26 protein-coding genes and 1 pseudogene are annotated in these 24,822 nt (G+C 61.7%); 13 read left to right on the top strand and 14 right to left on the bottom strand.

Translation table 11 applies throughout. The features are described 5' to 3' along the window. Positions 1-29: 29 nt before the first annotated feature. The 3 genes from N2597_RS09725 (at position 30) to N2597_RS09715 (ending at position 3,486) form a co-directional block, all read left to right on the top strand. A complete protein-coding gene (locus tag N2597_RS09725) occupies positions 30-1,175 on the top strand; it encodes a CaiB/BaiF CoA transferase family protein (protein WP_096764590.1) in 1,146 nt (381 codons plus the stop codon). 351 nt (positions 1,176-1,526) lie between these two features. Continuing rightward, the gene (locus N2597_RS09720) at positions 1,527-2,930 is read left to right on the top strand and encodes an L-serine ammonia-lyase (protein WP_077993559.1); all 1,404 of its coding nucleotides are present in this window, start codon (positions 1,527-1,529) and stop codon (positions 2,928-2,930) included. A 118-nt stretch (positions 2,931-3,048) separates the two neighbouring features. After that, positions 3,049-3,486 (top strand): DUF1489 family protein, encoded by a 438-nt coding sequence (locus N2597_RS09715; protein ID WP_183597724.1) that lies wholly within the window; start codon positions 3,049-3,051, stop codon positions 3,484-3,486. Between the two features lie 38 nt (positions 3,487-3,524). On the opposite strand, the gene N2597_RS09710 is transcribed toward N2597_RS09715, so the two are convergent. From N2597_RS09710 to N2597_RS09680, 7 genes and pseudogenes are all read right to left on the bottom strand, one after another. Beyond that, positions 3,525-3,800, bottom strand: a complete 276-nt coding sequence (locus N2597_RS09710) for a hypothetical protein (protein WP_009994808.1) — start codon at positions 3,798-3,800, stop codon at positions 3,525-3,527. A 113-nt stretch (positions 3,801-3,913) separates the two neighbouring features. Next, positions 3,914-5,488, bottom strand: a complete 1,575-nt coding sequence (locus N2597_RS09705) for a D-alanyl-D-alanine carboxypeptidase (RefSeq protein ID WP_077993572.1) — start codon at positions 5,486-5,488, stop codon at positions 3,914-3,916. 118 nt (positions 5,489-5,606) lie between these two features. Beyond that, entirely contained in the window at positions 5,607-6,392 is a 786-nt protein-coding gene (locus N2597_RS09700; RefSeq protein WP_096772176.1) for a hypothetical protein, read from the bottom strand. A 213-nt stretch (positions 6,393-6,605) separates the two neighbouring features. Beyond that, on the bottom strand, positions 6,606-7,211 hold the full coding sequence (locus N2597_RS09695) for a transglutaminase-like cysteine peptidase (protein WP_096764593.1): 606 nt from the start codon (positions 7,209-7,211) through the stop codon (positions 6,606-6,608). 373 nt (positions 7,212-7,584) lie between these two features. Then, positions 7,585-7,827 (bottom strand): annotated as a pseudogene (locus tag N2597_RS09690) (prolyl aminopeptidase); the annotation flags it as partial. 272 nt (positions 7,828-8,099) lie between these two features. Beyond that, entirely contained in the window at positions 8,100-8,711 is a 612-nt protein-coding gene (locus N2597_RS09685; protein WP_038689051.1) for a PilZ domain-containing protein, read from the bottom strand. A 124-nt stretch (positions 8,712-8,835) separates the two neighbouring features. Further along, positions 8,836-9,480, bottom strand: coding sequence for a PAS domain-containing protein (locus N2597_RS09680; protein ID WP_183597728.1), 645 nt, complete (start codon positions 9,478-9,480; stop codon positions 8,836-8,838). Positions 9,481-9,743: 263 nt separating this feature from the next. Between N2597_RS09680 and N2597_RS09675 the strand changes: the two genes are divergently transcribed. Beyond that, complete coding sequence (locus N2597_RS09675; RefSeq protein ID WP_039619832.1) at positions 9,744-10,532, top strand: rhomboid family intramembrane serine protease; 789 nt, start codon at positions 9,744-9,746, stop codon at positions 10,530-10,532. 95 nt (positions 10,533-10,627) lie between these two features. After that, entirely contained in the window at positions 10,628-11,062 is a 435-nt protein-coding gene (locus N2597_RS09670) for a CBS domain-containing protein (RefSeq protein ID WP_009983498.1), read from the top strand. A gap of 59 nt (positions 11,063-11,121) precedes the next feature. On the opposite strand, the gene N2597_RS09665 is transcribed toward N2597_RS09670, so the two are convergent. The 3 genes from N2597_RS09665 to folE form a co-directional block, all read right to left on the bottom strand. Continuing rightward, on the bottom strand, positions 11,122-12,084 hold the full coding sequence (locus tag N2597_RS09665; RefSeq protein WP_183597730.1) for a patatin-like phospholipase family protein: 963 nt from the start codon (positions 12,082-12,084) through the stop codon (positions 11,122-11,124). Positions 12,085-12,198: 114 nt separating this feature from the next. Next, positions 12,199-12,651 (bottom strand): phosphoribosyl-AMP cyclohydrolase, encoded by a 453-nt coding sequence (hisI, locus tag N2597_RS09660; protein WP_077993581.1) that lies wholly within the window; start codon positions 12,649-12,651, stop codon positions 12,199-12,201. A gap of 25 nt (positions 12,652-12,676) precedes the next feature. Continuing rightward, the gene (folE, locus tag N2597_RS09655; protein ID WP_009986788.1) at positions 12,677-13,291 is read right to left on the bottom strand and encodes a GTP cyclohydrolase I FolE; all 615 of its coding nucleotides are present in this window, start codon (positions 13,289-13,291) and stop codon (positions 12,677-12,679) included. 309 nt (positions 13,292-13,600) lie between these two features. On the opposite strand from folE, the gene N2597_RS09650 reads away from it, so the two are divergent. The 4 genes from N2597_RS09650 to thrS all read left to right on the top strand — a co-directional run bounded on the left by N2597_RS09650 (position 13,601) and on the right by thrS (position 17,239). Next, on the top strand, positions 13,601-14,047 hold the full coding sequence (locus N2597_RS09650) for an iron-sulfur cluster assembly scaffold protein (RefSeq protein ID WP_183597732.1): 447 nt from the start codon (positions 13,601-13,603) through the stop codon (positions 14,045-14,047). Between the two features lie 5 nt (positions 14,048-14,052). Beyond that, entirely contained in the window at positions 14,053-14,457 is a 405-nt protein-coding gene (gene yidD / locus N2597_RS09645; RefSeq protein WP_086156228.1) for a membrane protein insertion efficiency factor YidD, read from the top strand. Positions 14,458-14,583: 126 nt separating this feature from the next. Then, positions 14,584-15,111: a DUF1697 domain-containing protein gene (locus N2597_RS09640; protein WP_010020106.1), complete on the top strand. Its 528-nt coding sequence runs from the start codon at positions 14,584-14,586 to the stop codon at positions 15,109-15,111. A 121-nt stretch (positions 15,112-15,232) separates the two neighbouring features. Further along, entirely contained in the window at positions 15,233-17,239 is a 2,007-nt protein-coding gene (gene thrS / locus N2597_RS09635; protein WP_086156227.1) for a threonine--tRNA ligase, read from the top strand. A 170-nt stretch (positions 17,240-17,409) separates the two neighbouring features. Here the strand turns inward: thrS and N2597_RS09630 are convergent, their stop codons facing one another. After that, positions 17,410-18,507 carry an RgsD C-terminal domain-containing protein gene (locus tag N2597_RS09630; RefSeq protein ID WP_077993588.1) on the bottom strand — a complete coding sequence of 366 codons (1,098 nt, stop codon included), beginning with the start codon at positions 18,505-18,507 and terminating at the stop codon, positions 17,410-17,412. Positions 18,508-18,620: 113 nt separating this feature from the next. Between N2597_RS09630 and N2597_RS09625 the strand changes: the two genes are divergently transcribed. From N2597_RS09625 to N2597_RS09615, 3 genes are all read left to right on the top strand, one after another. After that, positions 18,621-19,205, top strand: a complete 585-nt coding sequence (locus N2597_RS09625) for a nitroreductase family protein (RefSeq protein WP_077993590.1) — start codon at positions 18,621-18,623, stop codon at positions 19,203-19,205. Further along, positions 19,205-19,813: a flavin reductase family protein gene (locus N2597_RS09620; protein ID WP_183597734.1), complete on the top strand. Its 609-nt coding sequence runs from the start codon at positions 19,205-19,207 to the stop codon at positions 19,811-19,813. The genes N2597_RS09625 and N2597_RS09620 overlap by 1 nt, the downstream gene beginning before the upstream one ends. Positions 19,814-19,926: 113 nt before the next feature. Then, positions 19,927-21,072 carry a DUF2336 domain-containing protein gene (locus tag N2597_RS09615; RefSeq protein WP_096764600.1) on the top strand — a complete coding sequence of 382 codons (1,146 nt, stop codon included), beginning with the start codon at positions 19,927-19,929 and terminating at the stop codon, positions 21,070-21,072. A gap of 99 nt (positions 21,073-21,171) precedes the next feature. Here the strand turns inward: N2597_RS09615 and N2597_RS09610 are convergent, their stop codons facing one another. Beyond that, positions 21,172-21,588, bottom strand: coding sequence for a hypothetical protein (locus N2597_RS09610; protein WP_183597736.1), 417 nt, complete (start codon positions 21,586-21,588; stop codon positions 21,172-21,174). A 128-nt stretch (positions 21,589-21,716) separates the two neighbouring features. Between N2597_RS09610 and N2597_RS09605 the strand changes: the two genes are divergently transcribed. Continuing rightward, positions 21,717-22,175: a GNAT family N-acetyltransferase gene (locus N2597_RS09605; RefSeq protein ID WP_183597738.1), complete on the top strand. Its 459-nt coding sequence runs from the start codon at positions 21,717-21,719 to the stop codon at positions 22,173-22,175. Between the two features lie 16 nt (positions 22,176-22,191). Here N2597_RS09605 and N2597_RS09600 read toward each other — a convergent pair whose 3' ends face one another. Further along, a complete protein-coding gene (locus N2597_RS09600) occupies positions 22,192-23,394 on the bottom strand; it encodes an AI-2E family transporter (RefSeq protein WP_183597740.1) in 1,203 nt (400 codons plus the stop codon). 115 nt (positions 23,395-23,509) lie between these two features. Further along, a complete protein-coding gene (locus tag N2597_RS09595) occupies positions 23,510-24,649 on the bottom strand; it encodes an esterase-like activity of phytase family protein (protein WP_183597742.1) in 1,140 nt (379 codons plus the stop codon). Positions 24,650-24,822 lie beyond the last annotated feature (173 nt).

Here is a 24,822-nt window from a genome sequence, read left to right as displayed (position 1 = left end):
GAACTTGGGAATAGATCAGGGAGTTATCGATGCAGTTTCCACTTGAAGGCGTGCGGGTCGTGGAGTTGGCACGTATCCTGGCTGGTCCGTGGGCTGGACAAACCCTTGCCGACCTGGGAGCGACGGTCATCAAGGTGGAAAGCCCGGAGGGCGACGATACGCGCCGCTGGGGACCTCCCTTCATTCAGGATGGCGATGACGTCGCTGCAGCCTACTTCCATAGCTGCAATCGCGGAAAGCTCAGCATCACGGCGGATTTCAACTCGGCGGAAGACGTGGAAAGGGTCCGCGCGTTGATCGCCCACGCGGACGTCGTTATCGAGAACTTCAAGGTGGGCGGGCTGAAGAAGTTCGGCCTTGATTACGAGAGCCTGAAGGCGATCAATCCGAAGCTGATCTACTGCTCGATTACCGGCTTTGGCCAAACCGGCCCCTATGCCGGGCGGGCAGGATACGACTTCATCGTCCAGGGCATGGCCGGCATTATGGATTTGACGGGTGAACCAGGTCGGGAGCCGCAGAAAATCGGCGTGGCGTTTGCCGACATCTTCACGGGGCTCTATTCGGTCATCGCGATCCAAGCCGCTCTGTTGCTGCGAAACAGCACAGGCGAGGGGCAGCACATAGATATGGCGCTCCTTGACAGCGCCGTAGGCGTGCTGGCCAACCAGGCGATGAACTTCCTGGCCTCCGGAAAGGCGCCGACGAGGCTTGGCAATGCGCATCCCAATATCGCCCCGTACCAAGTTTTTCCGGTATCTGATGGCAATATCATTATCGCCTGCGGCAATGACGCTCAGTTTACGCGGATATGCGATATCCTCCGGCTGTCCGCTGTGGCCTCCGATGTCCGTTTCAAGACGAACGCGGACAGAGTGCGTCATCGAGAGGAGCTGACATCCGTGATGGAAGCGCAGACGGTGCTTTTCAAACGGACCGATTTATTAGCCGACCTTGCGCGTGTGGGCGTTCCCGCCGGACCGATCAATACCGTGGAAGACGTATTCGCGGATCCGCAGGTCGCGCATCGGAAGATGGCGGTGGAGAATGAAGGGATACCTGGCATCCGGACGCCGATCATCTTCTCGGGGACGGCGCTGACCTCGCATCACAAATCGCCGAGGCTTGGTGAGCACAATGGCAAAGTTCAGTCGGATTGGTCTTCGATGGACTGACGCGTCGAGCGATGCAAGCGAACAGGAGTTCGGCCTGTTTGGCGGCATCGGACATCACTTGTCGCCGAGAATGGGGCATCTGGAGGTAGAAACGTCGCCTGACCAGCACCATGATCTTGCATGGCTGTTCAATCAGTGAGAAGAGTTTTTGTCTCGGCTCGGGCTCCTCCGGGTGTACTGTCCGTCACGATCGGCGAATAAACTCCGCATCGCTGCTTGGGCTGAGTCTGGTGTGTGTCGTTCTGGTATGCTGGCTGAATGTCGCACCGGTTCCATGCGATGTCGGTTCGCCGCGTGGATCCGAAACCGGCGTCGTTTAAGCTTGCATCCTCGTGTTCAGAAGGCGCATCCATGTTTCTTTCGGTATTCGATGTCTTCAAGATCGGTGTCGGGCCGTCGAGTTCGCACACGATGGGTCCGATGTCGGCCGCCAACCGCTTTCTCGACCTGATCCTGTCGGACGAATGGCCGCGCCCGTCGTCGGGTGCGCAGGTCGCCGCGATCAAGGTCAGCTTGCATGGCTCGCTTGCTCATACCGGTATCGGCCATGGAACGGGTAGGGCAGTTATTCTCGGCCTGATGGGCGAGGCGCCAGACAGTGTCGACCCCGACAAGATGGACGGCATCATCGATACGGTGGAGCGCACCGGCCGGATCACGCCGGCGGGCCATCCCGCCTACCAATTCCAGCCGAAAACCGACCTGGTTTTCGACAAGAAACAGCCGTTGCCCGGCCATGCCAACGGCATGATTTTCTCAGCCTTTGACAGGGATGGCCGGCTGCTCCTGAAACGCATCTATTATTCGGTCGGCGGCGGCTTCGTCGTCACGGACACCGAGCTGGAACAGATGCGGGCGAAGAAGAACGCCGCCGGCGGCACACGCGTGCCCTATCCCTTCTCCACAGCGAAGCAGATGCTCGAAATGGCGGAGCGCTCGGGGCTTTCGATCGCACAGATGAAGCGGGCGAACGAGGAGAGCCAGCGCAGCCGAGAGGAGCTCGATCAGGGGCTCGACAGAATCTGGGAGGCAATGCGCTCTTGCATCGAGCGCGGCCTTAAGGTCGAGGGCGTCATGCCGGGCGGCCTCAACGTCAAGCGCCGCGCCCGCAGGATCCACGACAAGCTGCAGGAGGAGTGGCGCAGCAATCGCGTCAATCCGCTGCTCGCCAACGATTGGCTGAGCGTCTATGCGATGGCCGTCAACGAGGAAAATGCGGCTGGCGGCCGCGTCGTCACCGCACCGACCAACGGGGCAGCCGGCGTCATTCCGGCGACGATCCGCTATTACGAGCATTTCCATGAAGACTGGGACCAGAATGGTATTCGCGATTATCTGCTGACGGCTGCCGCCATCGGCGGCATCATCAAGCATAACGCCTCGATCTCGGGCGCCGAGGTCGGCTGTCAGGGCGAGGTCGGCTCGGCCGCGGCGATGGCGGCTGCCGGCCTTGCGGCCGTGATGGGCGGCACGCCCGAGCAGATCGAGAACGCCGCCGAGATCGCGCTCGAACATCATCTCGGCATGACCTGCGATCCGGTTGCGGGCCTCGTGCAGGTTCCCTGCATCGAGCGCAACGCGCTCGGGGCGGTCAAGGCCGTCACGGCGGCATCGCTCGCCGTCAAGGGCGACGGCCAGCACTTCGTGCCGCTGGACGCCTGCATCGAGACGATGCGCCAGACCGGCCACGACATGAGCGAGAAATATAAGGAAACCTCGACCGGCGGCCTCGCCGTCAATGTCGTCGAATGCTGAGTTTACGACCGCGTTAGCACGGTTTAAACATTTCAGGCAGGCGCAAAACTGCTGCACAGTTTCGTGCGGCATGCCGTAGGCGCTTGACGCTCGCCGCCAAAAGGATTTCAACGGCGGCATGGCATTGCATCTCATCAAACTCTGCGTCGGCGCCGACTCGATCGACGATCTGCGCGAATGGGTGGCGGAGCGTTCGCTGCGCGCCATTGCCGCCGGGCTCGAGCCGCATTCCGTTCATACGACCCGCATGGTGCCCAAACGCATGGAGGAGCTGCTTGACGGCGGCTCGCTCTACTGGGTGATCAAGGGGCAGGTGCAGGCGAGACAGCGGCTGCTCGACATAAAGACCTTCACCGACGACGAAGGGATCTCACGCTGCCGCCTGATGCTCGGTCCCGAAGTCATCGAAACCGCGGTACAGCCGAAGCGGCCGTTCCAGGGCTGGCGCTACTGTACTCAGGATGACGTGCCGGTCGATCTGACGAGCCTGGGCGCCGGCATCGCCGAAATGCCGGCCGACCTTCGACGCGAGCTTACCGAGCTTGGCCTGCTCTAATCTTTCCGCCCGAAACACCGGGGGCGGGCGACCGCATTTCAGCGCAGACGCAGTTGCACGGGGGCGCTGCCGTCGGGCGAGGTCACATGCAGATGGATCCGGGCTTCCGGCTGGGAATAGCGCCAGGCGCGAGCGCCGTGGCAAAGCAGCAGGTTGATGAGATCGCGGGTCTTGGCAGATTTCGCTCTCGGCCGCTGCAGGCCCATCTCGGCGAGCCGCAGCGCCGCTTCGTGCAGCGGATGCAGGGCTGAGCGCCCCTTGGCCCCGATGCGGCGGTCGCCTGGCATTCCCGGAACATTTTCATTGATCGCCATTGTTTTCCCCGTACGCACTACTGATCGAGTTCAAGAATGGTGGCCGGAAACGCAAACACCGATTCCGGCCGTTACCAATGCCGCCGGCCATGTTGCAGGCAGCATCGAATATCTCATTGTGCAGCCGCCCAGCACTTGATGCCGGCCTTCTTCAAGGCCTTGCAGGCGTTGACCGCATCGCGCTGATCGTCGAAGCCGCCGAAGCGGGCGCGGTAGACCTGGTCATTGCCCGTACCGTAGGCGACGGCGAAGGGTTTTGCCGAGGCCAACGCCTTGCCGCCCTTGCTCTTGGCACCCTCCAGTAGGTCCATGGCCATTTGCCGGCTCGGCGAGACGCCGACCTGTACGACCCAGCCCGCAGGCGCGGCGCTTGCCGGGGCGGCGCTGGTCGAAGCAGTCGTGACGTGATCGACGGCGGCGTCTGCGGGTTCGGCAGGTGCAGTGGCCGGAGCCTGCTGCTTGAAGCTCGTGGTCTTGACCTTGGTCGGTGCCGGCATGGCCTGGGCGACCAACGGGTTGTCGGACTTCGTCGCGGATGTTTCGGTATAGGCGACCTCGGTCTCGGCCACCTGATAGCGGGCGTCCGGCAGCGGTCCCTTACGCGGCAGGCCGAGGTCGGCGGCAGCGGCGGAAATTGGCGGCTGCGCTGCGGTGATCGTCTTTGCGACCTGCTGCTGGGCGACCTGCTGAACGACCGGCTGCGGGGCAAGCTGCTGCCGGGCCTTCTGCGGCTGAACCGGAGCGGGCGTTTGGATAATCGCCGGGGCAGGGGCTGCTTGAGCCACCAGCGCCGAGTTTCCGCCGCGGCTCGACGCCTTGGGCAGATAAGTAGCGATCAGATTGCGCATCTGGGCGTCGCGAGCCGCGCCGGAAGTACCGCCAAGCACCACGCTGACGATCGACTTGCCGTCAACTTGGACAGAACTCACAAGATTGAAGCCGGCAGCCCGCGTGTAACCGGTTTTGATTCCGTCGACACCGCGCACCGAGCCGACCAGGCGGTTATGGCTGCGGATCGTGCGGCTGCCGAACTTGAAGGCGCGGGTGGAGAAATAGCCGTAATATTGCGGGAAATGCTGGCGCAGGGCGATACCGAGGCGAGCCTGGTCGCGCGCCGTCGTCATCTGCGCCGTGTTCGGCAGACCGTTGGCGTTGCGATAAGTGGTGCGCGTCATGCCGAGGGCGTGTGCCTTGGCAGTCATCAGCTGGGCGAAGCGATCCTCGCTGCCGGCAAGCATTTCTCCAAGGGCAGTTGAGGCATCATTGGCAGACAGGGTGACGAGACCGAGAATACCCTGCTCGACGGTAATAGTGCCGCCGGCGCGCACGCCGAGCTTCGTCGGCGCCTGGGCTGCAGCATGAGCAGAAAAGGGAACCGGCGTATCGAGGCGGATGCGACCCTGCTCCAATGCTTCAAAGACCAGATAGAGAGTCATCATCTTGGTCAGCGAAGCGGGATATTGCAGCCGATCGGCGTTCTCGCTGTAGAGGACATTGCCGGTCTTGGCATCGACGACGATGCCGGCATATTTCGAGTTGGCCGCTTCCGCTTCGGCATTGACCGAATCGACCAGGACGACCGTGAAAGCCACCGAAAGGATCGCCAGGAGCTTTGCGAAAAAGCTGCCGGACCGGAATGATGATACGGAGGAGACTGACCTTGACACTATTCCACTCTTCGCTTGCATTTCAGATATTGGGCAGGAACCGCACACCCCCCGCCGCACAGCTCGTCTTTTGAAATTACCGATTCAGCGTTACCAATCCGTTTATGATGAATCGTTTCACTCGCCGTCCGGAAGCATTTTAGGGACCTGTCGCAGAACGGTTCACAAGACGGGCCTCTACAAAGGTGCGGATCGCGGCATCAATATGTCCCCAATCGGCGAGATGGCTGCTGGAGAAGCGGTAGAGGACGCTGAGATCCTTGCCGACCTTGATATCTCGCTGGCAATCTCCGCTTGCCGCCTTGCCCGGGGCTGAAGGCAATATGCAGCGCACGACATAGTCCGGTCCGCCCTCGACGGGTGCCGTCAGCAGCACTTCGTCGCCATAACCGGCGTCGGCGCGGAGACGGTGGAGCGTCAATCCGTCGCGAAAAGGCTCGGCCGGGCCTTCGATCAGATGCGAATAGATCGGCTCCAGCCGGCCGGACATATCGCGCGACATGGTGCTCTGTGCGATCTGCAGGAAGATCAGCCCGGAGGATTGGGCGACGTCGTCGAATCGAAGATGGTTGTCCTTGCCGTAACCCCGCATATCAGGCCAGGCGAGGTAGAGATCGACGCGCTCGGTTGCTCCGTCATGCCGCTGGCTCGGAAAGCGGATGGTATTTTCGGGAAGCTTCACGGTGTCGCGGCCGATGGTCAGCGTGATTTCAGCTGTGCTGTCGGTGTTGCCGGCAAGGGAGATGTGCCGGCCGAACCAACGGCCGCCGATGCTGATGGCGACCGTCAGGACCGCCAGGACGGCGATCACCGCCGTCGTGCGGAGGAGAAACCCCATGGAAAGCAGCGGCTGCTCATTGGGGGCGCTTTGCGCGGTATGGCTCATGGCGGCTCGTTGCCTTTCGGTCCGCCGCAGGAAGAACATGAGCCGCCGGTGCCGATGATGAATCTGATCGGCATCATCGGACCGGCAGGGTTAATACTTTGCTAAGATTTCGGGGCCGGAAGCCATCGCCTCTGCCTAAAATGAGGCGAGCCGTTCCCGGGACAGCGGGAACGGCTCTTGGGCACCGGTCGGGGACGGGATGCGGGGACGTGACCGGGCCGAAACCTGTGCCGGCTTGGCCGGCGGCCTGGCTTACTTGACGCTACCGACCGCGACGGCGCGGCCGTCCTGAAGCTTCGACCAGCGGCCCGGATCATTAGCGGATTGGCGCTTGAGATAGGTGTATTCAGTGTCCGACCACAGCAGCACCTTATTGCGCATGTTGTCGAGAATGAAGTCGCCGTGGTCGGTACGGACCGTCAGCACCGCATGGCCTTCGCCGTTCGGCTGCAGCACGACCGTAATCAGCGTGTCGGATGGCGAAAAGCCGTCCTCGATCAGCATCTTGCGCTTCAGCAGGACATAGTCCTCGCAGTCACCGACGCTGGTCGGATAGGCCCAGCGCTCTTCGACGCCATAGATCTGTTCATCCGTTTCCGGCTGGACCGACGAATTGACGGTGTAGTTGACCTTGAGAATTTCCTTCCAGCGCTCCTCGGTGAGAATGGCCGGTCCGGCGTCGCCGCCGGCATAGGCGCATTCCGTTGGATTGGCCTTGCAGAATTCATAGTGTCCGATCGGCGGGCTAGCATTGCCTGCCAGTGCCATGCTTGCTGGGGTTGCCTGTCCCGAACCCGCCATGGCCATCATGATCGCACCGGCCAAAAAGCCGCCTTTCAGGATATTCGCAGTCGTCATTGCCATCTCCCCTAAGTTGAGGCGACAATGACACAGACGTTTTTATCTCGCGCAAAATTGCGTAATAGAATTAAAGACTTAGTTGAATCAAATGCCGATAAAACTTGGCTAAAAACAAAGTCGAATGCGCATAAAATTCGAGGCGCATTTGTCTCGAATTCGGTTAAAATTGTAATTTACGTGGCAAGGCTTTCGCGCGAGAAAAGGCTGTGCTGCGGTCCGACCATTAATGGTTTTCCTTGAGCCGAGTAAACTTCTGCGGAAAGCGACCTTACCGGCGACGCGCGGTCTTCGGACAAAGAGAGCCGGAATGGCGCGTATCGTCGCGCCGATCACCGGGAAAATACCGCGCCGACCGGCTCAGACGGAAAAATTATTTTTGAGGGAAATCGCGAAAATGGTCGGTGGCGGCGACGATTGCGGCGCTCATGTCGGGATTTGCGGTCGAAGGGGGAGCCTGCGGGAGAATCCTGAGCTCACTTTCTGGCCAGCGCGCCAGTTCGCAGGCCGTGACAAGCGGTGCCTCGATGTCGAACCGTCCCTGCAACAGGATGCCTGGAATGCCGACAAGCCGTGCGGCATTCCTCAGTACGCCGTCCTCCAGCAAGGCACCGTTGAGAAGGCCCGCTCCCGCCTGATCGGTGTCGCAGGTTATTCCGCTCATAAGAGTACGTATCTAATGGTTGGAACAACTTGCGACAGGATTTCGGCTTGCCTTCGAAAGCCAGATCTGTTGCCGCTTGCAGATCCGTTGCGGTGAAATCCGGGCGTTCTCGACGCGACCTGAGCAGGTGCGCGCCGGCGTTGGCAGCAGCTTCGGCGGAAGTCTTTTGGGAATTTCGGCCGCCCCGGAAATCCCGACAGGGCAGCGCGCCTTCCCAGCAATTGTCAGAGGAATTCCCGCAGCGTCTCGCGGGACTGGATCGACAGGAATTCGATCGCCACACCTTCGACGAAATGGCGAACGACGCGGCCGCGCATATTGCCGAGACGCACGGCCGTCCCGATGGAAGGACGCATCTCGACGTCGACGGCGGCGCCGGAGAGCGAAAGGTCCATGATACGGCAGGCATAGCGTGTGCCGTCATCGAGCGTCAGTTCGGTCTTGACGTCGCGCGGCGTCAGACGGTCGTGGCGGCGATCTTCCGGCAGGCCGAGCTCGTGTTTGTTGGCAAGCCAGGTGAGTTGGGCGGCGAGCTTCTCACGTTTGCGCTCGGTGGCATTGATCGACATGGTGAAGCCGCGGCCGTCGAGCGTCTGGACATAACCTTCCACGCGCCCGAGATGGTCGATATAGGCGACGACGCGTTCGTTGGCGCGCGGCCGGCCGGAGCAGGTGACGTACATGTCGCCGGGCGACATGTCGATCACCATGCATTCAAACTCCTCGTAATTTGCAAGCATCAGCCGGCCCTGCATATTGATCGGCACGCGCTGGAAAACGCCTTGTTCAGGGCGCGGCGCAGGTCGTTGCGTCTGAGCTGGCTGGAACGAGTGCATCAAAAGGCTTCTTCATGAAAATCGCAGAGACCAATCCTTACCGCCAATCCATTAACAGAAGGTTGTCTCGGCCCCTGCCGACATAGCCAAAAACGAGTATGGCCGCTGTCCTGAAACGAGACGCTCAGCGCGCCTCGGCACTGAGCAGCTGCGATACCACGCGGCGCATGGCCTGGCCGAACCCGATGCCTTTTCCCGCGACGATCTCGTTGATCGGGCGCAGTTCGGCCGGCGCGACCTTGCTGAATTTTTCCGGCAGCAGACGGCTGCGGTCGAGCGCCAGCAATTCGAGCGGCACGATCTCCAGCCAGCTTGCAGCCGCCACCGGCGCGATCGCGCCGAGCACCCGGTCGCAAGCGGCGTGCGACGAGCGCAGCGGCATCATGATGATCTCGAAGGCGGCCTGGTGGCCGACGGTGCTGTAGCCGGTGGCATTGAACAGGGCCGGTATGGCGTGGTCCATGACGCCGATCGCGGTGCGTTCAATATCCCCGTGCTGGCCATGCGCCCAGAGCGAGGAGAACCGTTCGCCGCGCAGGTCCCGTCCAAAGAGGTCGCAGATGCGGGTGCCGGCGAGCCGGAAAACGATGTCTCCGTCCTCGCGCCCCTCAAGAATGAAGAGGCTTTGCAGTAGATGGGGTACGGCGGACGGCTCGACCTGGGATTTCAGCGGCGCATCGGCAGCGCCGCGGATACGGTTCCAATAGTCAAAAATTTCGATGGTCGTTTGCACACGCATTTCACACCAACCTGTCCCATTCCGGATCATTTTCGGGCACTCATTGCCCGGACAACTTCTACCTTGCGGATTTCATGCCAGATCCCGGCCATTAAGGTTAAGAAAGGGTTTCGGTTGAGGCGTGACGGCTGTCGTGACACTGTCGCGTCATCACTTCGACTTTCGAAGTTCTGCACAACCTGCCCGGGCCGAGATCTTTCCTCAGGGTTCCCGGTACGCCGCCCGACATTCCGGGCGGCTTTTTTTTTGGCCATCGCTCCTGTATGGCTGGGGCCACAACGAGGCGAACACAGATGAATGAGCAGACGGGCGAGCCGCAGAAGGCGCCCGAACCTTTTGAGGTCCCGCCGGCACGTCCTCCGCGCGAGCCAGTCTTCAACCTTCCGCCGGCGCTGTTCTTCAGCCTTTGCCTGCTTGTCGCCATCTACGCGGTGCAGGCGCTCGTGCTGTCCGACGATGCTGTCAGCTGGCTGCTCTTCACCTTTGGCTTCGTTCCCGCCCGCTATGTGATTCCGCTGTCGCAGCAGGGCCTGGAGCTGTTCTGGACGCCGGTCACCTATTCACTGCTGCACGGCAGCGTTCAGCATATCGTCTTCAATGCCTTCTGGCTGATGGCCTTCGGCGCCCCGGTCGTGCGCCGCATCGGGACGCTGCGATTCGTGTTCTTCTGGCTCTTTTCCGCCGCCGCCTCCGCCGCCCTGCACGCGGTGCTCAACTGGGGAGACGTGTCGCTGCTGATCGGCGCTTCCGGCGTCATTTCCGGGTTGATGGGGGCCGCTTGCCGGTTCGCCTTTCCCGCTGAGCGACGTCCGATGCTGGCGGCGCATCTCAACGCCCGGCTTTCCATCGTCGGGGCGCTGAAGAACCGGACCGTCGTCTTTTTCATGCTGCTCTGGCTGGTCGGCAACGCCCTGATCGCGGTCGGCATCCCGCTCGTCGGCGACAGCGATCAGGAGATTGCCTGGGACGCGCATATCGGCGGCTTCGTCTTCGGCTTCTTTCTATTTTCGCTGTTCGACCGAGCGGCGCCGCAGCCGCCGATCGAACCAGCCGAAGCGGAGAAGGATGTGTTGCAATCCTGAGCGGGGCAGTGCACCATCGAACCATTCGCGATTGGGGGGAGAAACCGCCGCGGATAGCTGTGACAAGCGTTACAGTTTCGACATAGGAGGTTCGAATGACCAGTTCAGTCAAAGCAATCCTCGACCTGAAGGGTAGGGACGTCGTTACCGCCGGGTCGAACACGACCGTCGCCGAGGCAGCCGTCATCCTCAGCAAGAAGAAGATCGGCGCCATCGTCGTCGTCGGCATGGACAATCGGATTTCGGGCATGTTCACCGAGCGCGATCTCGTGCATGCGATTGCCAAGCACGGCAAGGAGGGTCTTGACCAGCCGCTTGCCCAGGTCATGACAGCAAAGGTCTATCGCTGCCATGAGGAGACGACCGTCAACGAACTGATGGAACTGATGACCAGCCGCCGCTTCCGCCACGTCCCGGTGGAAAGCAACGGCAAGCTCGCCGGCATCATCTCGATCGGCGACGTGGTGAAATCGCGGATTGCCGAAGTCGTGCGCGAGGCCGAGGATATCAAGGCCTATATTGCCGGCTGAGCTCGCCTATTTGTCCAAACGATGCCGTCGTCCCCAGCCGCCTGTTGCGGGACGACGCCTCACGGAGTGGTGGCGTAGACTTCCTGCATACGCTTGATTTCGGGAAGCCTGGCTCTGGCTTCCTCGTAGCCGCGTTCGATCGCCTCGCCGGCCCGGTGGAATTCTGAAAGACCGATATAACTGAGGCGCGGCTGCAGCGAAATGTCGGGCGGATCGCCGGCAAGGCGGGCGCGGGCAATCCTGTCCTGGATGATGTTGAAGGCCTGCACCATGACGCCGGTCATTCCGAGGCGGGCATAGGGCGCCTCTTCCTGTTTCTGCACTTCCTGCGGCGAGAGGCTGGCATTGTGCCGGACGACGGCCGAGCGGCCATAGAGATCGTAATTGAGATTGACGGCGACGACCAGCGGCTGCTCATAGGCGCGGCAAACGGAGACGGGAACGGGATTGACCAGCGCGCCGTCGACCAGCGTGCGGTGATTGCTGCGCACCGGCTCGAAGATGCCGGGCAGGGCATAGGAAGCGCGCAGCGCCGTGATCAACGAACCGTTGGCGATCCAGACCTCATGGCCGGTGTTGACCTCGGCGGCGACCGCGACGAAAGGCCGGTCCAGATCCTCGACATTCAGGCCTTCGAGATGCTCCTGCATGCGCTTGGTCAGCCGCATGCCGCCGAACAGGCCGCTGCCGCCGATGGTCAGATCGAGCAGGCTTGCGATCCGGCGCATGGTCAGCGAGCGTGCGAAGGTTTCGAGTTCGTCGAGTTTGCCGGCAAGATAGCAGCCGCCGACCAGGGCGCCGATCGACGTCCCGGCAATCATGCCGATGTCGACCCCGGCTTCGTCAAGGGCGCGCAATACGCCGATATGGGCCCAGCCGCGGGCCGCGCCGCCGCCAAGCGCGAGCGCGATCTTGATTTTCTTGGCTGGCGCAGGGGAAGGGATTGTCTCGAGTATCGTCGACATGCTGGAACCGGAATCTTCGCCTTCAGCGCTTTGACGATGCAGACTCCAGTTCAGCATTGCGCTCTCCCCTCCCAGCAGAACACGTATGTCCCATAGTGTGCCCGTTCAGTTGCCAAATGGTATATAGAAGCGGTTTCTGGCACAATAAGGGGCAAATGCGGGAAGTTCGACCTATTTTCCGTAGACGTCCTGCGGATCGAAATGACGTTCGTCGTCAACGATATCGAGCATTGGTTTTCCGTCCCGAAGCGTGACTGTGCGATAGAAGCAGGAGCGGCGGCCGGTGTGACAGGTGGCGTCATGGCCGGCGACCTCGACCTTCAGCCAGATGGCGTCCTGATCGCAATCGGTGCGAATTTCCTTGACCGTCTGAAGGTTGCCCGAGGTCTCGCCCTTCTTCCAGATCTTGCCGCGCGAGCGGCTGAAATAATGGGCCGTTCCCGTCTGGATGGTCAGCGCCAGCGCCTGGGCGTTCATATGCGCGACCATCAGCAGTTCGCCGTCGCCGGCGTCGGTGACGATCGCGGTGATCAGGCCGCGATCGTCGAACCGCGGCGTGAAATCGCCGGCGTCTTCCAACGCCGATTTGTCCTCGGATGGTTGATTGAAGATCAGGTGACTCATCGCGGCCCTCCTGCGGGAGCCGGTATCAGCGGCTCCGCACCATGCTCATGAAACGGGCCTGATCGGCCGGTTCCGTCTTGAACGTTCCCGTGAACGTGGTCGTCAACGTCGTCGAACCCTGCTTCTGAACGCCGCGCATCGCCATGCACATATGTTCGGCCTCGATCATCACTGCAACACCGCGCGGCTGCAGCGTATCGTCGATGGCGCGGGCAATCTGGGCCGTCATCGTTTCCTGCGTCTGCAGGCGGCGGCCATAGATCTCGACGACACGGGCAATTTTCGACAGGCCGAGCACGCGTCCATCCGGCATATAGGCGACATGGGCCTTGCCGATGATCGGCACCATGTGGTGTTCGCAATGCGAGTAGAAGGGAATGTCCTTGACGAGGACCATGTCGTCGTAACCTGCGACCTCTTCGAAGGTCCGGCCGAGCACGTCCTCGGCCGCCATGTCATAACCGGCGAAGAGCTCGCGATAGGCCTTGGCGACACGGGCGGGTGTCTCGATGAGGCCTTCGCGCGTCGGATCGTCACCGGCCCAGCGCAGCAGAACGCGCACGGCTTCCTCCGCCTCCTGCTGGGAGGGGCGGTCCGAGTCGCGGTTCGGCTGCGGAAAGTTCTTTACGATGGCGTCCATGATCAATGGTCTCCTGGTCCGCACCGCGAACCCATCTGTCGGAATTGCCACTGGTCAGTCCCATGCGGGAATTCATGCACCTTTGGCAGGCTCCGGGGCTTTCGGGGCAAATTCAACGCCCGTCCGGCACGGTTTCCCAATCAAACTTACACGAGGCCATTGCATTTTCATGGCCTTCGAACGACATACATATAGGAAGACGGCCACCTTATGTAAGTATCCTCAGATGACACGGTGTGTTTTTTGTTTCAATAACAATAACAGCGCCATTAAGGCCGATCCGCAGCGATTTTGGAGCGGAAACCCAGCATGGACGACATCTACAACAGCAAAATCCTCGAATTCGCCGGCAATATTCCGTTGACCGGCACGCTGGCGGACGCCGATGCGACCGCCCAGGCACACTCCAGGCTTTGCGGCTCGAAGGTTCGGATCTGGCTGAAGATGGACGGCGATGTCGTCACTTCCTTTTCGCATGACGTGAAAGCCTGCGCACTCGGCCAGGCATCGTCCTCGATCATGGCCCGCCATGTCGTTGGCGCCACATCGGGTGAATTGCGGCAGGCCCGTCAGGATATGCTTGCCATGTTGAAGGCAGACGGGGTGGGTCCCACCGGACGGTTCGAGGACATGCGCTATCTGTTGCCCGTGCGCGACTATAAGGCCCGCCATGCCTCGACGATGCTGACCTTCGACGCGGTCGTCGATGCGATCGGACAGATCGAGGCGAAACGGGCGGAAGTGATCGAGGCGTAACCGAGATGTGCGAGTTCTGCGTCCGGCAGGCTGAGGATGAGGACGATGGCGGCGCGGCCGGATCGAGCCAGCCGCGCGGAAGGCCGGCGCGTTATTCCCGCAATTATACCGGCGCGTTCCGCAAGAGTCCCGACCGCCTGCTCGGCATGGGGCTGATCCGCCTCTATCAGTTGACGCTTTCCGGCTTCGTCGGCAATTCCTGCCGCCATATCCCGACCTGTTCCGAATATGGCTATGAGTCGATCGCCCGGCACGGATTGTGGGCCGGCGGCTGGATGACGCTGTTTCGCGTCAGCCGCTGCGGCCCGGGCGGCACCAGCGGCCTCGACCCGGTGCCCGAAGCGCTCGGCGACGGCTTCCACTGGTGGACGCCCTGGCGGTATCTCTCCCTCGGACGCAAAAGAGGGTGAGTGCTATGACGATATCAAGCGAATACGCGTGCGTGGCGGAGTTCCGGCATTGACGACGGGCGAGGTGTGGTCACCATTCGGTGACCGTGGTTTCTCACCTGGGATAATTGAGGAGTCCTGGCGGCCATGAGCACCTTCATCGCTCTCCTGCACAGCATCGTCCTGACGCCGGATCGCCGCGTGATCATGGAAGATTTGCGCGCGCTTGCCAAAGAGCTGGGTTATCGCGAACCGCGGACCTTGGTTTCAACCGGCAATCTCGTTTTCGAAGCCGACGAAATGCGGCCGCATGAACTCGAGGTCGCGCTGGAAGAGGGCTTCGAAGAGAAGTTCGGCAAACATGTCGATATCATCGTGCGCAGCGACTGCACCTGGATGGCGCTTTGCAGTACCAATCCGTTCAGGGACGGCAGCGGCGACCAGGTGATCGTCCGGGTGATGCGTCTGCCGGTCGACCCTGAGAAGGTCGAGGCTTTGAAGCCGCTGATGACGGAAGGCCAGCGCATCGCCATCGTCGGCGGCGACCTCTGGATCGATTTCGCCGGCAAGCCGAGCCAGTCCAAGCTGCTTTCGGCGCTGACCACCAAGCGGATAGGCATCGGTACGATGCGCAACTGGAACACGGTCTGCGGCCTCGCTCAGATGATCATGTAGACCGTCTTCTTCTTTACTCCCGAGGGAAATCTGGGTATCAGGCGGCAGCGCCTCCAAAGGACGGAGGCGCTTCGTTTCAACCACCCGCATTCGTTGGCGGGACTGGACAAGGAGAATTTCGATGTCCCAAGCTATTTCCCTGACATTTCCCGATGGTTCCGTGCGCAGCTTCCCGGCCGGCGCAACTGGCAAGGATGTCGCCGAATCCATTTCCAAGTCGCTTGCCAAGAGCGCCGTCGCCATTGCGATCGACGGCGCCGTGCGCGACCTTTCCGACGCCGTCACCGATGGCAAGATCGAAATCATCACCCGCAAGGATCAGCGCGCGCTGGAACTCATCCGCCATGACGCCGCGCACGTGATGGCCGAAGCCGTGCAGGAACTCTGGCCCGGCACCCAGGTGACGATCGGCCCTGTGATCGAGAACGGCTTCTATTACGACTTCGCCAAGAACGAGCCGTTTACGCCCGACGATCTGCCGAAGATCGAAAAGAAGATGAAGGAGATCATCGCCCGCAACGCGCCCTTCACCAAGCAGATCTGGTCGCGCGACAAGGCCAAGGAAGTTTTTGCCGCCAAGGGCGAACAGTACAAGGTCGAGCTCGTCGATGCGATCCCGGAAGGGCAGGATCTGAAGATCTATCATCAGGGGGACTGGTTCGACCTTTGCCGCGGCCCGCACATGGCCTCCACCGGTCAGGTCGGTACCGCCTTCAAGCTGATGAAGGTCGCCGGCGCCTACTGGCGCGGCGACAGCAACAACGCCATGCTGTCGCGCATCTACGGCACGGCATGGGCTGACCAGGCCGATCTCGACAACTACCTGCACATGCTGGCCGAAGCCGAGAAGCGCGACCATCGTAAGCTCGGCCGCGAGATGGATCTCTTCCACTTCCAGGAGGAAGGCCCCGGTGTCGTCTTCTGGCATGGCAAGGGCTGGCGCATCTTCCAGACGCTCGTTGCCTATATGCGCCGTCGGCTTGCCGTCGATTATGAAGAGGTCAACGCGCCGCAGGTGCTCGACACGTCGCTCTGGGAAACCTCGGGTCACTGGGGCTGGTATCAGGAGAACATGTTTGCCGTGAAATCGGCACATGCGATGACGCACCCACAAGACAAGGAAGCCGACAACCGCGTCTTTGCGCTGAAGCCGATGAACTGCCCCGGCCATGTGCAGATCTTCAAGCATGGCCTGAAGTCCTATCGCGAGCTGCCGATCCGGCTTGCCGAATTCGGTCTGGTGCATCGTTACGAGCCGTCGGGCGCGCTGCACGGGCTGATGCGCGTGCGCGGCTTTACGCAGGACGACGCGCATATCTTCTGCACCGACGAGCAGATGGCGGCCGAATGCCTGAAGATCAACGATCTGATCCTGTCGGTCTATGAAGATTTCGGCTTCAAGGAAATCGTCGTCAAGCTCTCCACCCGGCCGGAGAAACGCGTCGGTTCCAATGCGCTCTGGGATCGCGCCGAAGCCGTGATGACCGACGTCTTGAAGACGATCGAGGCACAGTCCGAGGGCCGCATCAAGACCGGTATCCTGCCGGGCGAGGGCGCCTTCTACGGTCCGAAGTTCGAATACACGCTGAAGGATGCGATCGGCCGCGAATGGCAGTGCGGCACGACGCAGGTCGACTTCAACCTGCCGGAACGTTTCGGCGCCTTCTACATCGACAGCAATTCCGAAAAGACGCAGCCGGTGATGATCCACCGCGCCATCTGCGGCTCGATGGAACGCTTCCTCGGCATCCTGATCGAGAACTTCGCCGGCCATATGCCGCTCTGGGTATCGCCGCTGCAGGTGGTCGTAGCGACGATCACCTCGGAGGCCGATGCCTACGGGCTTGAAGTGGCCGAGGCGCTGCGCGAGGCCGGTCTCAACGTCGAGACCGACTTCCGCAACGAGAAGATCAACTACAAGATCCGCGAGCACTCGGTCACCAAGGTTCCCGTCATCATCGTCTGCGGCAGGAAGGAAGCCGAGGAGCGTACGGTCAACATTCGCCGCCTCGGCAGCCAGGACCAGGTTTCGATGGGGCTCGACGCTGCGGTCGAGAGCCTGACGCTCGAGGCGACACCGCCTGATATCCGCCGCAAGGCCGAAGCAAGAAAAGCCAAGGCGGCCTGAAAACAGCCGGAATACGACAGCGCCGAACCTCGGCGCTGTCGAATAAAAGCGGTGCATTCCGAACCCGGCTGCTCTTCGAAGTATCTTTCAGCAATGATGGAAACCGGCGCTTAAAGCGCTGGCCGATCCGCGTGAGTTTTGCATCCGTCCGAGGCGCGTGCGCGGGAAAATCAATCCAGGCTGGCGCCGTCGCCGCTTTGCGGCACGAGCTGTTCATAGGAGGGCAGAGGCGTTTCGGGGGGCGGCTGGACGCCCGGTGGCGGCGGTGTGCCGGCGGGCACCTGCTGCACCGTGCGGGCCGCACTCGCCGGCTGCTGCGGCTGCTGGTCCTTCATCAGAACCTCGACATCGGTGTTCCTGCCGGCGACCACTTTGAAATCCCGCTGGTAGATCTTGTCCTTGTTGCGGGCAACGGCCGAATATTCGCCTTCGGCAAGAACCATGGTTGGAAAGGCGCTGACGCTTTCGCCGACGCTGTCGCCGGCTGCCGTCAGGATCGACCAGGCCGTATCGGCGATCGCCTCGCCGCCGGCTTCGGAGACCAGCTTGAAGGTGATCTGGGCGGCGCGGTGCTGGATCGTCGCCTCAGTCAGTTTGCCGGCATCAACCTGGATGTCGGCGCGGATAACGGCATTGACGTTGCCGTATTCGGAAACGATGTGATAGGTGCCGGCATTGAGGCGCACTACCGTGTTCGGGGAGACGTCGGCCACGACGAGGCCGCGCTCGCCATCGTCGCGCACTTCCGAGGAATAGATCGAGAAGCTCAACTGATCGGGTCGGATGCGGGCATCGGTGCCGGAGACGGCATTGAGCAGCAGGCCGCCGGCATCGAGCACCATCACCTGCTTGTCGACCTCACCGTCGGCCGGAACCGTCAGCTTCTTGGTGACGCCGGCACGGCCGAAGGAGACATTGACGAAATAATCGCCTGGAGCGAGTTGGAAGGCGGCGGGTCCGCCCTTGGCGCTGGCGATTAGCGGCAGCTTGCCGTCCGGTCCGGCGATCGGGCTGAAGACGTACCAGGACAGGCCGTCCTCGACAGCCGTGCCGTCGGTCGTCAGCTTGGCTTCCATTGCGACATCGCGCAGTTTTGCGCCTTCGGGCGCGGTGCCAGGAGCGATGAAGGCGTTGAGCTTCGGCATCTTCGATGTCGAATCGAGCTGTTTGAAATCCTTGAAGGCATCCTGCGCCCCGGCGCTGAGAGGCATCAATACCATCAGCGCGATGGCGAGGCCGGTGCGTACAAGAGGCGAAATGCCAAACATCTGTTTCGTGAACCGATTGACTTCTGAAATCGCAAAGGCCACTTCAAGACCAACGCGATGGCAAATTCAAGACCCACCCTTTGCAGCAGCATAAAAATGAAAGTTTCTCCCGCATGAAATCCGATATTAAGCTGATCGACTATCTCGCCGTGCGCCGCTCCATCCCCGCTTTCCAGATGTGCGAGCCGGGCCCCGAGAAGGCGGAAATCGAAGAAATCCTGCGTCTCGCCTCGCGTGTTCCCGATCACGGCAAGATCGCACCCTGGCGCTTCATCGTCTATCGCGGACAGGAACGCGTCCGCCTCGGAGAGGCGCTGCTGAAGCTGGCGCTCGAGACGAAACCCGATCTTTCCGAAGAGATGATCCAGGTCGAGCGCACCCGCTTCACCCGCGCGCCTGTGGTCGTGGCCGTCGTCAGCAAGGCGGGGCCGCACATCAAGATCCCGGAATGGGAGCAGCTGATGTCGGCCGGCGCACTCTGCCTCAACGTCCTCCTGTCAGCCAATGCCCACGGCTACGTCGCCAACTGGCTAACGGAGTGGTTCGCCTATGACGAGCGCGCCTATCCACTGCTCGGCGTCGGAGCCGATGAAAAGGTGGCCGGCTTCATCCATATCGGCTCGACGACATTTCCGGCAATCGAGCGGCCGCGGCCGGAGCTTACCGACACCGTCACCTGGGTCGGCGGAGAGGATTGATGTTCTACACCACCGACAGCAACCGCCATGGGCTGGCGCATGATCCCTTCAAGGCGATCGTGTCGCCGCGGCCGATCGGCTGGATCGGCAGCAAGGGCAGGGATGGCTCGATCAATCTCGCGCCCTATTCCTTCTTCAACGCCGTCGCCGACCGTCCGAAGCTGGTGATGTTTTCGTCCGCCGGGCGCAAGCACAGCCAGCGCAACGCGGCGGAGACCGGCGTCTTTACCTGCAATTTCGTCAGCCGCGATCTCGCCGAAAAGATGAACCTCTCCTCTGCCGCACTGCCCTACGGCGAGAGCGAATTCGGCTTCGCCGGGCTGACGCCGAAGCAGGCCGAACTCATCGATGCCCCCTATGTCGGCGAGGCCTTCTCGGTGCTCGAATGCAGGGTGACCGAGATCATCGAGCCGAAGACGCTGTCGGGTACGCCATCCGAAAACGTCATGGTGTTCGGCGAGGTGATCGGCATCCGCATCGACGAAGCGATTGTCAGGGACGGCCGCCTCGACATGTCGATTGCCCGGCCTGTGGCCCGCATGGGTTACATGGATTACAGCGAGGGCAGCGATGTCTTCGAGATGCTCCGGCCGCAGGTCGAGGGCTGACGCGAAGGCATACAAGAAGGCATACAAGGGCTTAAGAAATATGGTGAACGAATCTTAAACCTTTTGCCGCTACGGTCGCAGCAATGAAAGGAACGCGAGGGAATCGCGTTCAAGTGCTGGGGCGTCGCGTGATCGTAGAAGCTTTCCTTCGTTGGATCGAAACGGCCAAGACCGGCGATCGGGCCCGGGCCGCGAACGCACTCGGTCGAGCCTATCTGCAATCTCAGATGAGCGCGGAGGAGCGGGCGGCGGCCGAGATGGCAATGACCTTTCTGCTCGACGATCCGTCGCCGCGCGTGCGGCTTGCGCTTGCCGAGGCGGTCGCCTGGTCGCCCGACGCGCCGCGCAGCCTGGTCCTTTCGCTTGCCGCGGATCAGCCTGAGATCGCCTGCCACGCCGTCACCTGTTCACCGCTTCTGACCGATGCCGATCTCGTCGATCTCGCCGCACGCGGCAATGGCGCGACCCGGATGCTGATCGCGGCGAGGGCGCGTGTGACGCGGCCGGTTTCAGCCGCCCTTGCGGAGGTCGGCGATGAAGAGGAGCTGCTCTGCCTGCTCGAGAACGAGGGCGCTGTCATTTCCAGCCTGTCGTTGAAGCGCATCGCCGAACGGCTCGGCGACTGCTGCGATATCCGCAATCTGCTTCTCGAACGCAGCGATCTCCCGGCCGATGCCCGCCAGCTGCTCACCCAGCATGTCAGCAATGCGCTGGTCGGTCTGCCGCTTGTTCAGGCGGCGATCGGGCTGCAGCGGCTGCAGCGGATCAGCCGCGAGGCGACGGAAGCGGCAATCGTATCGATCGCCGGCGATATCGCGCCGCGGGAGATACCTGACCTCGTCGAGCATTTGCGCCTCAACGGCCGCCTGACGCCGTCCTTCCTGATGCACGCCCTCTGCTCCGGCAAGGTGGACTTCTTCGCCGGAGCGATCGTCGATCTGACAGGCTGCGGCGAGCGCCGCGTGCGCGCGATCCTGGCGACGGGACGCATGCATGCGGTGCGCGCGCTCTATGAATCCGCCGGCCTCCCGAGGGATATCAGCGTGATCTTCGTGGAGGCGACGCTTCTGTGGCGCGAGGCAGCCCGCAAGGCGCCAGGCAGCGTGCTCGGCACTGTCTGCGGTCGTCTTCTCGAAAAATTCCGCCATCACGACGGCGCCCATGCTGCGGTCGGCGAACTGCTCGACATGGTGGAGAAACTGCACGTCGCCGAACAGCGGCAATCAGCCCGCGTCTATGCGGCGCTTGCAGCGGCCTAAAGCCCCATCGCGATCTTTCAGATTCGATCCTGCGCTTTAGCTCTTTGTTTTCACGCATGTTGTTGCCGCAAAACCGCGCACACTTTTGCGCGACATGCTTTAATCGGCGATCCGTGTCACCACCCAGGAATAGCTGGCGGATACGAAATGCGCGGGCTTGGAGAGCGTCTCCTTGACGTCCCGGCCCGAGGGAAGATGTGCGCGAACCTGGCCGGCGATATTTTCAGCGAAGCTGGCGAGTTTTCCCACGGGTTCTTCGACAGGCTCGGGCGCAGGAACGGGGGCCGGTATGGGCGCCGGCTTCGGCGGCTCGGCGGCGGCGACGGCTTTCGGCGCCTCGCAGACCGCGATCACCGAGGGATAGTGGACATTGGCATAGGACTTCAGCCGGCGCTCGGCCTCGGCATCGCGGGCGGCAACCGTTTCCCAACGCTTGTCGACTGTCGCGACATAGCTGCATTGGCTGACGGAATCGTCGCAACCGAGAATCGTCATCGCGATGAGCACCGCTTGCATATTCTGCTTCCTTGGCTATTGAACCTGACATCGCCTTAGACGGCGCAATTCCAACCGAATGAAGGCAAGAGGATTAACTCTTCGTCATCTCCGCGAAAAATTGCGCCTCGCAAGCATCGGGAGCCAGCATGTCCGTCACCATTGCCCAGGAGCCGCCGCGGCAGGAGGGCGTACTCCGCCTTCTCGATCTTTCCGATGCTTATGCGCAGTCGCTCTATCCGGCCGAGAGCAATCATCTGGTGGATCTTTCTCTCTTGGAAAGGCCTTCCGTGAGTTTCTTCGTCGCGCGCAACCACGGCGCAATCGTCGGATGCTGCGCATTGGTGGAGGCCGGCGACGATACGGCGGAGATCAAGCGCATGTTCGTCGACCCGCAGGCGAGGGGACTGAGGGTCGCCAGCGGCTTGATGAACGCGCTGGAGGCCGTCGCAAGGGAAAAGCGGCTGACGGCGATCCGGCTCGAAACCGGCATCTATCAGCCCGAGGCGATCGCTCTTTATCGCAAATACGGATATAGGGAGATCGAGGCTTTCGGCGCCTATCTGCCGGACCCGCTCAGCCTGTTCATGGAAAAGCGGCTGGGATAGGGCCAAAAGGCCTGGTTCAGCCTTCTGCGACGCGGGGAACCGGCTTGGACGGCGGGGCCTGTTCGTCGATGACGAACTGCTGCCCGCTCTCGCTAGTCTCGGCGTTGCGGGCCTCGTGGATCCATTCGCGCCAGATGGCGACGATGAGCGCCATCAGCACCGGGCCGATGAAGAGGCCGAGGAAACCCATCGTCTTGACGCCGCCGACAAGGCCGAAGAAGGTCGGCAGGAAGGGCAGCTTTATCGGACCACCGACGAGCTTCGGCCGCAATGTCTTGTCGACGATGAAGAGCTCGACCGTGCCCCAGACGAAGAGACCGACGCCGGCGACATGCGAGCCGCTCGCCAGGAGATAGATGGAGACCAGCGTGAAGGAGAGGGGCGCACCGCCCGGTATCAGTGCCATCACGCCCGTCAGCACGCCGAGCGTCACCGGCGACGGCACGCCGGCGACCCAATAGGCAAGGCCGAGCACGATGCCTTCGCCGATCGCAATCAGCGTCATGCCCATGACCGTGGAGCTGATTGTCGCCGGAACGACGCGGGAAATGCGTTCCCAGCGGTTCGGCAGGATGCGCTCGCCCAGCATGTCGATCTGCTTCGAGAAGGAGACGCCGTCGCGATAGACGAAGAACAGCGCGATCAGCATGAAGAGCAGCGTCAGGAGAAGATGGAAGGCGCCACCGCCGGCCGCAAGAACGGCCCGGTAGATATTGCCGATATGGGCGCCGCTGACCGCCTGGATGAGCTCGCCGAGCGCGCCCGGGCTGCCGATGTATTTTGTCCAAAGGTCGTCGAGATAGGGGCCGGCAAACGGCAAGGCGACGATCCAGCCAGGTGTCGCGGCCCCTGAACGGTTGGCGTCGATTGCCCAGGCGAGCCAGGTGCGCACTTCGCCCGTGGTATAGGTGGCCGCAAATCCGATCGGGATGACCAGGAACGTGACAATCATGATGATGGCGATGGTCGCGGCGATCGTCGTATTGCCGCCGACACGGGCGAGAAGCTTGCGGTAGAGCGGCCAGCTGGCGAAACCGATGACAAGGGCGGCCAGCACCGGCACAAGGAAACCGTAGAAGAAATAAACGCCGGCGGCGACGATCAGCACCAGCAGCCAGCGCGCCGCTGAGATGGAGGGTATCAGCGGCGTGCGTGTCGGCGCCGACGAGCCCAGCCATCGCGGTTCATGATTGCTTCTCTGACGGTCAAACACACCCACGCGCGCCTCTTCTTGTTCTTGTCTTCTGGTTATGGGCTATGAACCCGGCGGTTTCAAGGTCCGCGCCGTGAAAGCGTATACAATGCGTCGCTATTCAGCCATCAGAGCCGATGTCTTACTGTTGCGGACGACGCAAAATCTTGAAGGCGTAGAACTGCGTCTTCTGCGCGGCCGAGAAATTATTGTCCGAGCCGAGAATGAGGACGTCGCTTCCATCCTTGGCCTTGCCGAACGACATCGCCTCGATATTGTCGGGGACAAGGCCGATTGCTCTGAGATCAAGGATCTGGCTCTTGCGAACCGGGACGACGCGCTGGTCGTTCTTGGCGAGCGAGGAGATGGCCGATATGTCGGTCGCGTCGGCGAGATCCATCATCATGATCTTGATGTTGTTGCCGACCCCTTCGGCATAGCTTCGCTCGACGGCAAGCAGGCGGTGATCGTCGAGCGCGAGCATTTCCGACATGCCGTTGTCATTGCCGCCGTCGGCCTTGGCGGCGGCCTGCGGTATAGGCGATACCGGGTAGACATATTGCGCCTTCGGCTCGCCGGATGCGCCGTCGTAACGGATGATGCGCGACAGGCTGCCCGTCGTCAGCGACGGCTTCGGACCGTCCTGGTAGAGGGCGGCTTCGAGGCCGACGAAAACTTCGCCCGAGGGTGCGACGGCGAGATCCTCGAAGGCGAGATTGTCTCGGATGCCGGTCGACCTGTCGATGGTCGGTGCAAAGCCTTCCGGCAGCTTGAATTCGCGCAGGAAAGAACCGTCCGGCGCAGCGACGCGGATGAAGGGCGGCAACAGCACCTTGGCGTCGCCTTCGCTGCCCCAATAGATGCCGTCCTTGCCGAGGCGGATCGATTCCGGATCGACGGTTTTTGCCGCGAAAGGCTCGCCGTTCTTGTCCTTCAGGGTCACGTGCTTGACGACGGAAACACCCTTGAGGCCGGATGCGTCGACATCGACGTCGAGTTCATAGAAGCGGGCCGGGGCCTTGTCCGAGCGATCGTCGCTGATGGCGATATAGTGGCCGGTGGCGGCATCAAAATCGAGGCCGGAAATGCCGCCGAATTCGACGCCGTTTTCCATCTGCCCGGTCGGGATGACGAATTCACCGAGATAGGAGAGCGCGATGCCGGCGGCGCAATCGCCGAACGGGCAGGCGGTCTCGAAGGTAGCGCCGATATCGGTGGCGCGGACAGTCACGGTGCTGGACAGGAGAACGAAAGCGGCAGTCGCGAGAAAACGCTTGGTCATGAAAAATATCCGGCAAGGGTTGAAAAGTTTCGAACGGAGGCAGGCGTTCCTCCCCGGGGAGGGCGCGCCGACCGCTTCATGCGCCGGTTGTTTGACGGAGTTGTTACGGTTCTTCGTCAGTTCCGTGAAATCGCGACTGCTAAAATAAGGGCGGGCCGAGAGTATTTGTCGGA

Origin of the sequence: Rhizobium sophoriradicis (assembly GCF_025200795.1) — a bacterium.
Taxonomy (GTDB): Bacteria; Pseudomonadota; Alphaproteobacteria; order Rhizobiales; family Rhizobiaceae; genus Rhizobium; species Rhizobium sophoriradicis.
Note: the sequence above shows the minus strand (reverse complement) of the source record. Positions and strands in the feature narration are given on the sequence as shown.

Coding starts and splice junctions, on each gene's coding strand:
- N2597_RS09700 (WP_096772176.1), bottom strand. CDS start 6,392: ATGTTCTTCCTGCGGCGGACCGAAAGGCAACGAGCCGCCATGAGCCAT.
- N2597_RS09610 (WP_183597736.1), bottom strand. CDS start 21,588: ATGCAAGCGGTGCTCATCGCGATGACGATTCTCGGTTGCGACGATTCC.
- N2597_RS09725 (WP_096764590.1), top strand. CDS start 30: ATGCAGTTTCCACTTGAAGGCGTGCGGGTCGTGGAGTTGGCACGTATC.
- yidD (WP_086156228.1), top strand. CDS start 14,053: ATGTGCGAGTTCTGCGTCCGGCAGGCTGAGGATGAGGACGATGGCGGC.
- N2597_RS09695 (WP_096764593.1), bottom strand. CDS start 7,211: ATGACGACTGCGAATATCCTGAAAGGCGGCTTTTTGGCCGGTGCGATC.
- N2597_RS09720 (WP_077993559.1), top strand. CDS start 1,527: ATGTTTCTTTCGGTATTCGATGTCTTCAAGATCGGTGTCGGGCCGTCG.
- N2597_RS09640 (WP_010020106.1), top strand. CDS start 14,584: ATGAGCACCTTCATCGCTCTCCTGCACAGCATCGTCCTGACGCCGGAT.
- N2597_RS09650 (WP_183597732.1), top strand. CDS start 13,601: ATGGACGACATCTACAACAGCAAAATCCTCGAATTCGCCGGCAATATT.
- N2597_RS09715 (WP_183597724.1), top strand. CDS start 3,049: ATGGCATTGCATCTCATCAAACTCTGCGTCGGCGCCGACTCGATCGAC.
- N2597_RS09665 (WP_183597730.1), bottom strand. CDS start 12,084: ATGCTGAACTGGAGTCTGCATCGTCAAAGCGCTGAAGGCGAAGATTCC.
- N2597_RS09705 (WP_077993572.1), bottom strand. CDS start 5,488: ATGCAAGCGAAGAGTGGAATAGTGTCAAGGTCAGTCTCCTCCGTATCA.
- hisI (WP_077993581.1), bottom strand. CDS start 12,651: ATGAGTCACCTGATCTTCAATCAACCATCCGAGGACAAATCGGCGTTG.
- N2597_RS09675 (WP_039619832.1), top strand. CDS start 9,744: ATGAATGAGCAGACGGGCGAGCCGCAGAAGGCGCCCGAACCTTTTGAG.
- N2597_RS09625 (WP_077993590.1), top strand. CDS start 18,621: ATGAAATCCGATATTAAGCTGATCGACTATCTCGCCGTGCGCCGCTCC.
- folE (WP_009986788.1), bottom strand. CDS start 13,291: ATGGACGCCATCGTAAAGAACTTTCCGCAGCCGAACCGCGACTCGGAC.
- N2597_RS09620 (WP_183597734.1), top strand. CDS start 19,205: ATGTTCTACACCACCGACAGCAACCGCCATGGGCTGGCGCATGATCCC.
- N2597_RS09630 (WP_077993588.1), bottom strand. CDS start 18,507: ATGTTTGGCATTTCGCCTCTTGTACGCACCGGCCTCGCCATCGCGCTG.
- N2597_RS09595 (WP_183597742.1), bottom strand. CDS start 24,649: ATGACCAAGCGTTTTCTCGCGACTGCCGCTTTCGTTCTCCTGTCCAGC.
- N2597_RS09710 (WP_009994808.1), bottom strand. CDS start 3,800: ATGGCGATCAATGAAAATGTTCCGGGAATGCCAGGCGACCGCCGCATC.
- N2597_RS09680 (WP_183597728.1), bottom strand. CDS start 9,480: ATGATCCGGAATGGGACAGGTTGGTGTGAAATGCGTGTGCAAACGACC.
- N2597_RS09670 (WP_009983498.1), top strand. CDS start 10,628: ATGACCAGTTCAGTCAAAGCAATCCTCGACCTGAAGGGTAGGGACGTC.
- thrS (WP_086156227.1), top strand. CDS start 15,233: ATGTCCCAAGCTATTTCCCTGACATTTCCCGATGGTTCCGTGCGCAGC.
- N2597_RS09685 (WP_038689051.1), bottom strand. CDS start 8,711: ATGCACTCGTTCCAGCCAGCTCAGACGCAACGACCTGCGCCGCGCCCT.
- N2597_RS09605 (WP_183597738.1), top strand. CDS start 21,717: ATGTCCGTCACCATTGCCCAGGAGCCGCCGCGGCAGGAGGGCGTACTC.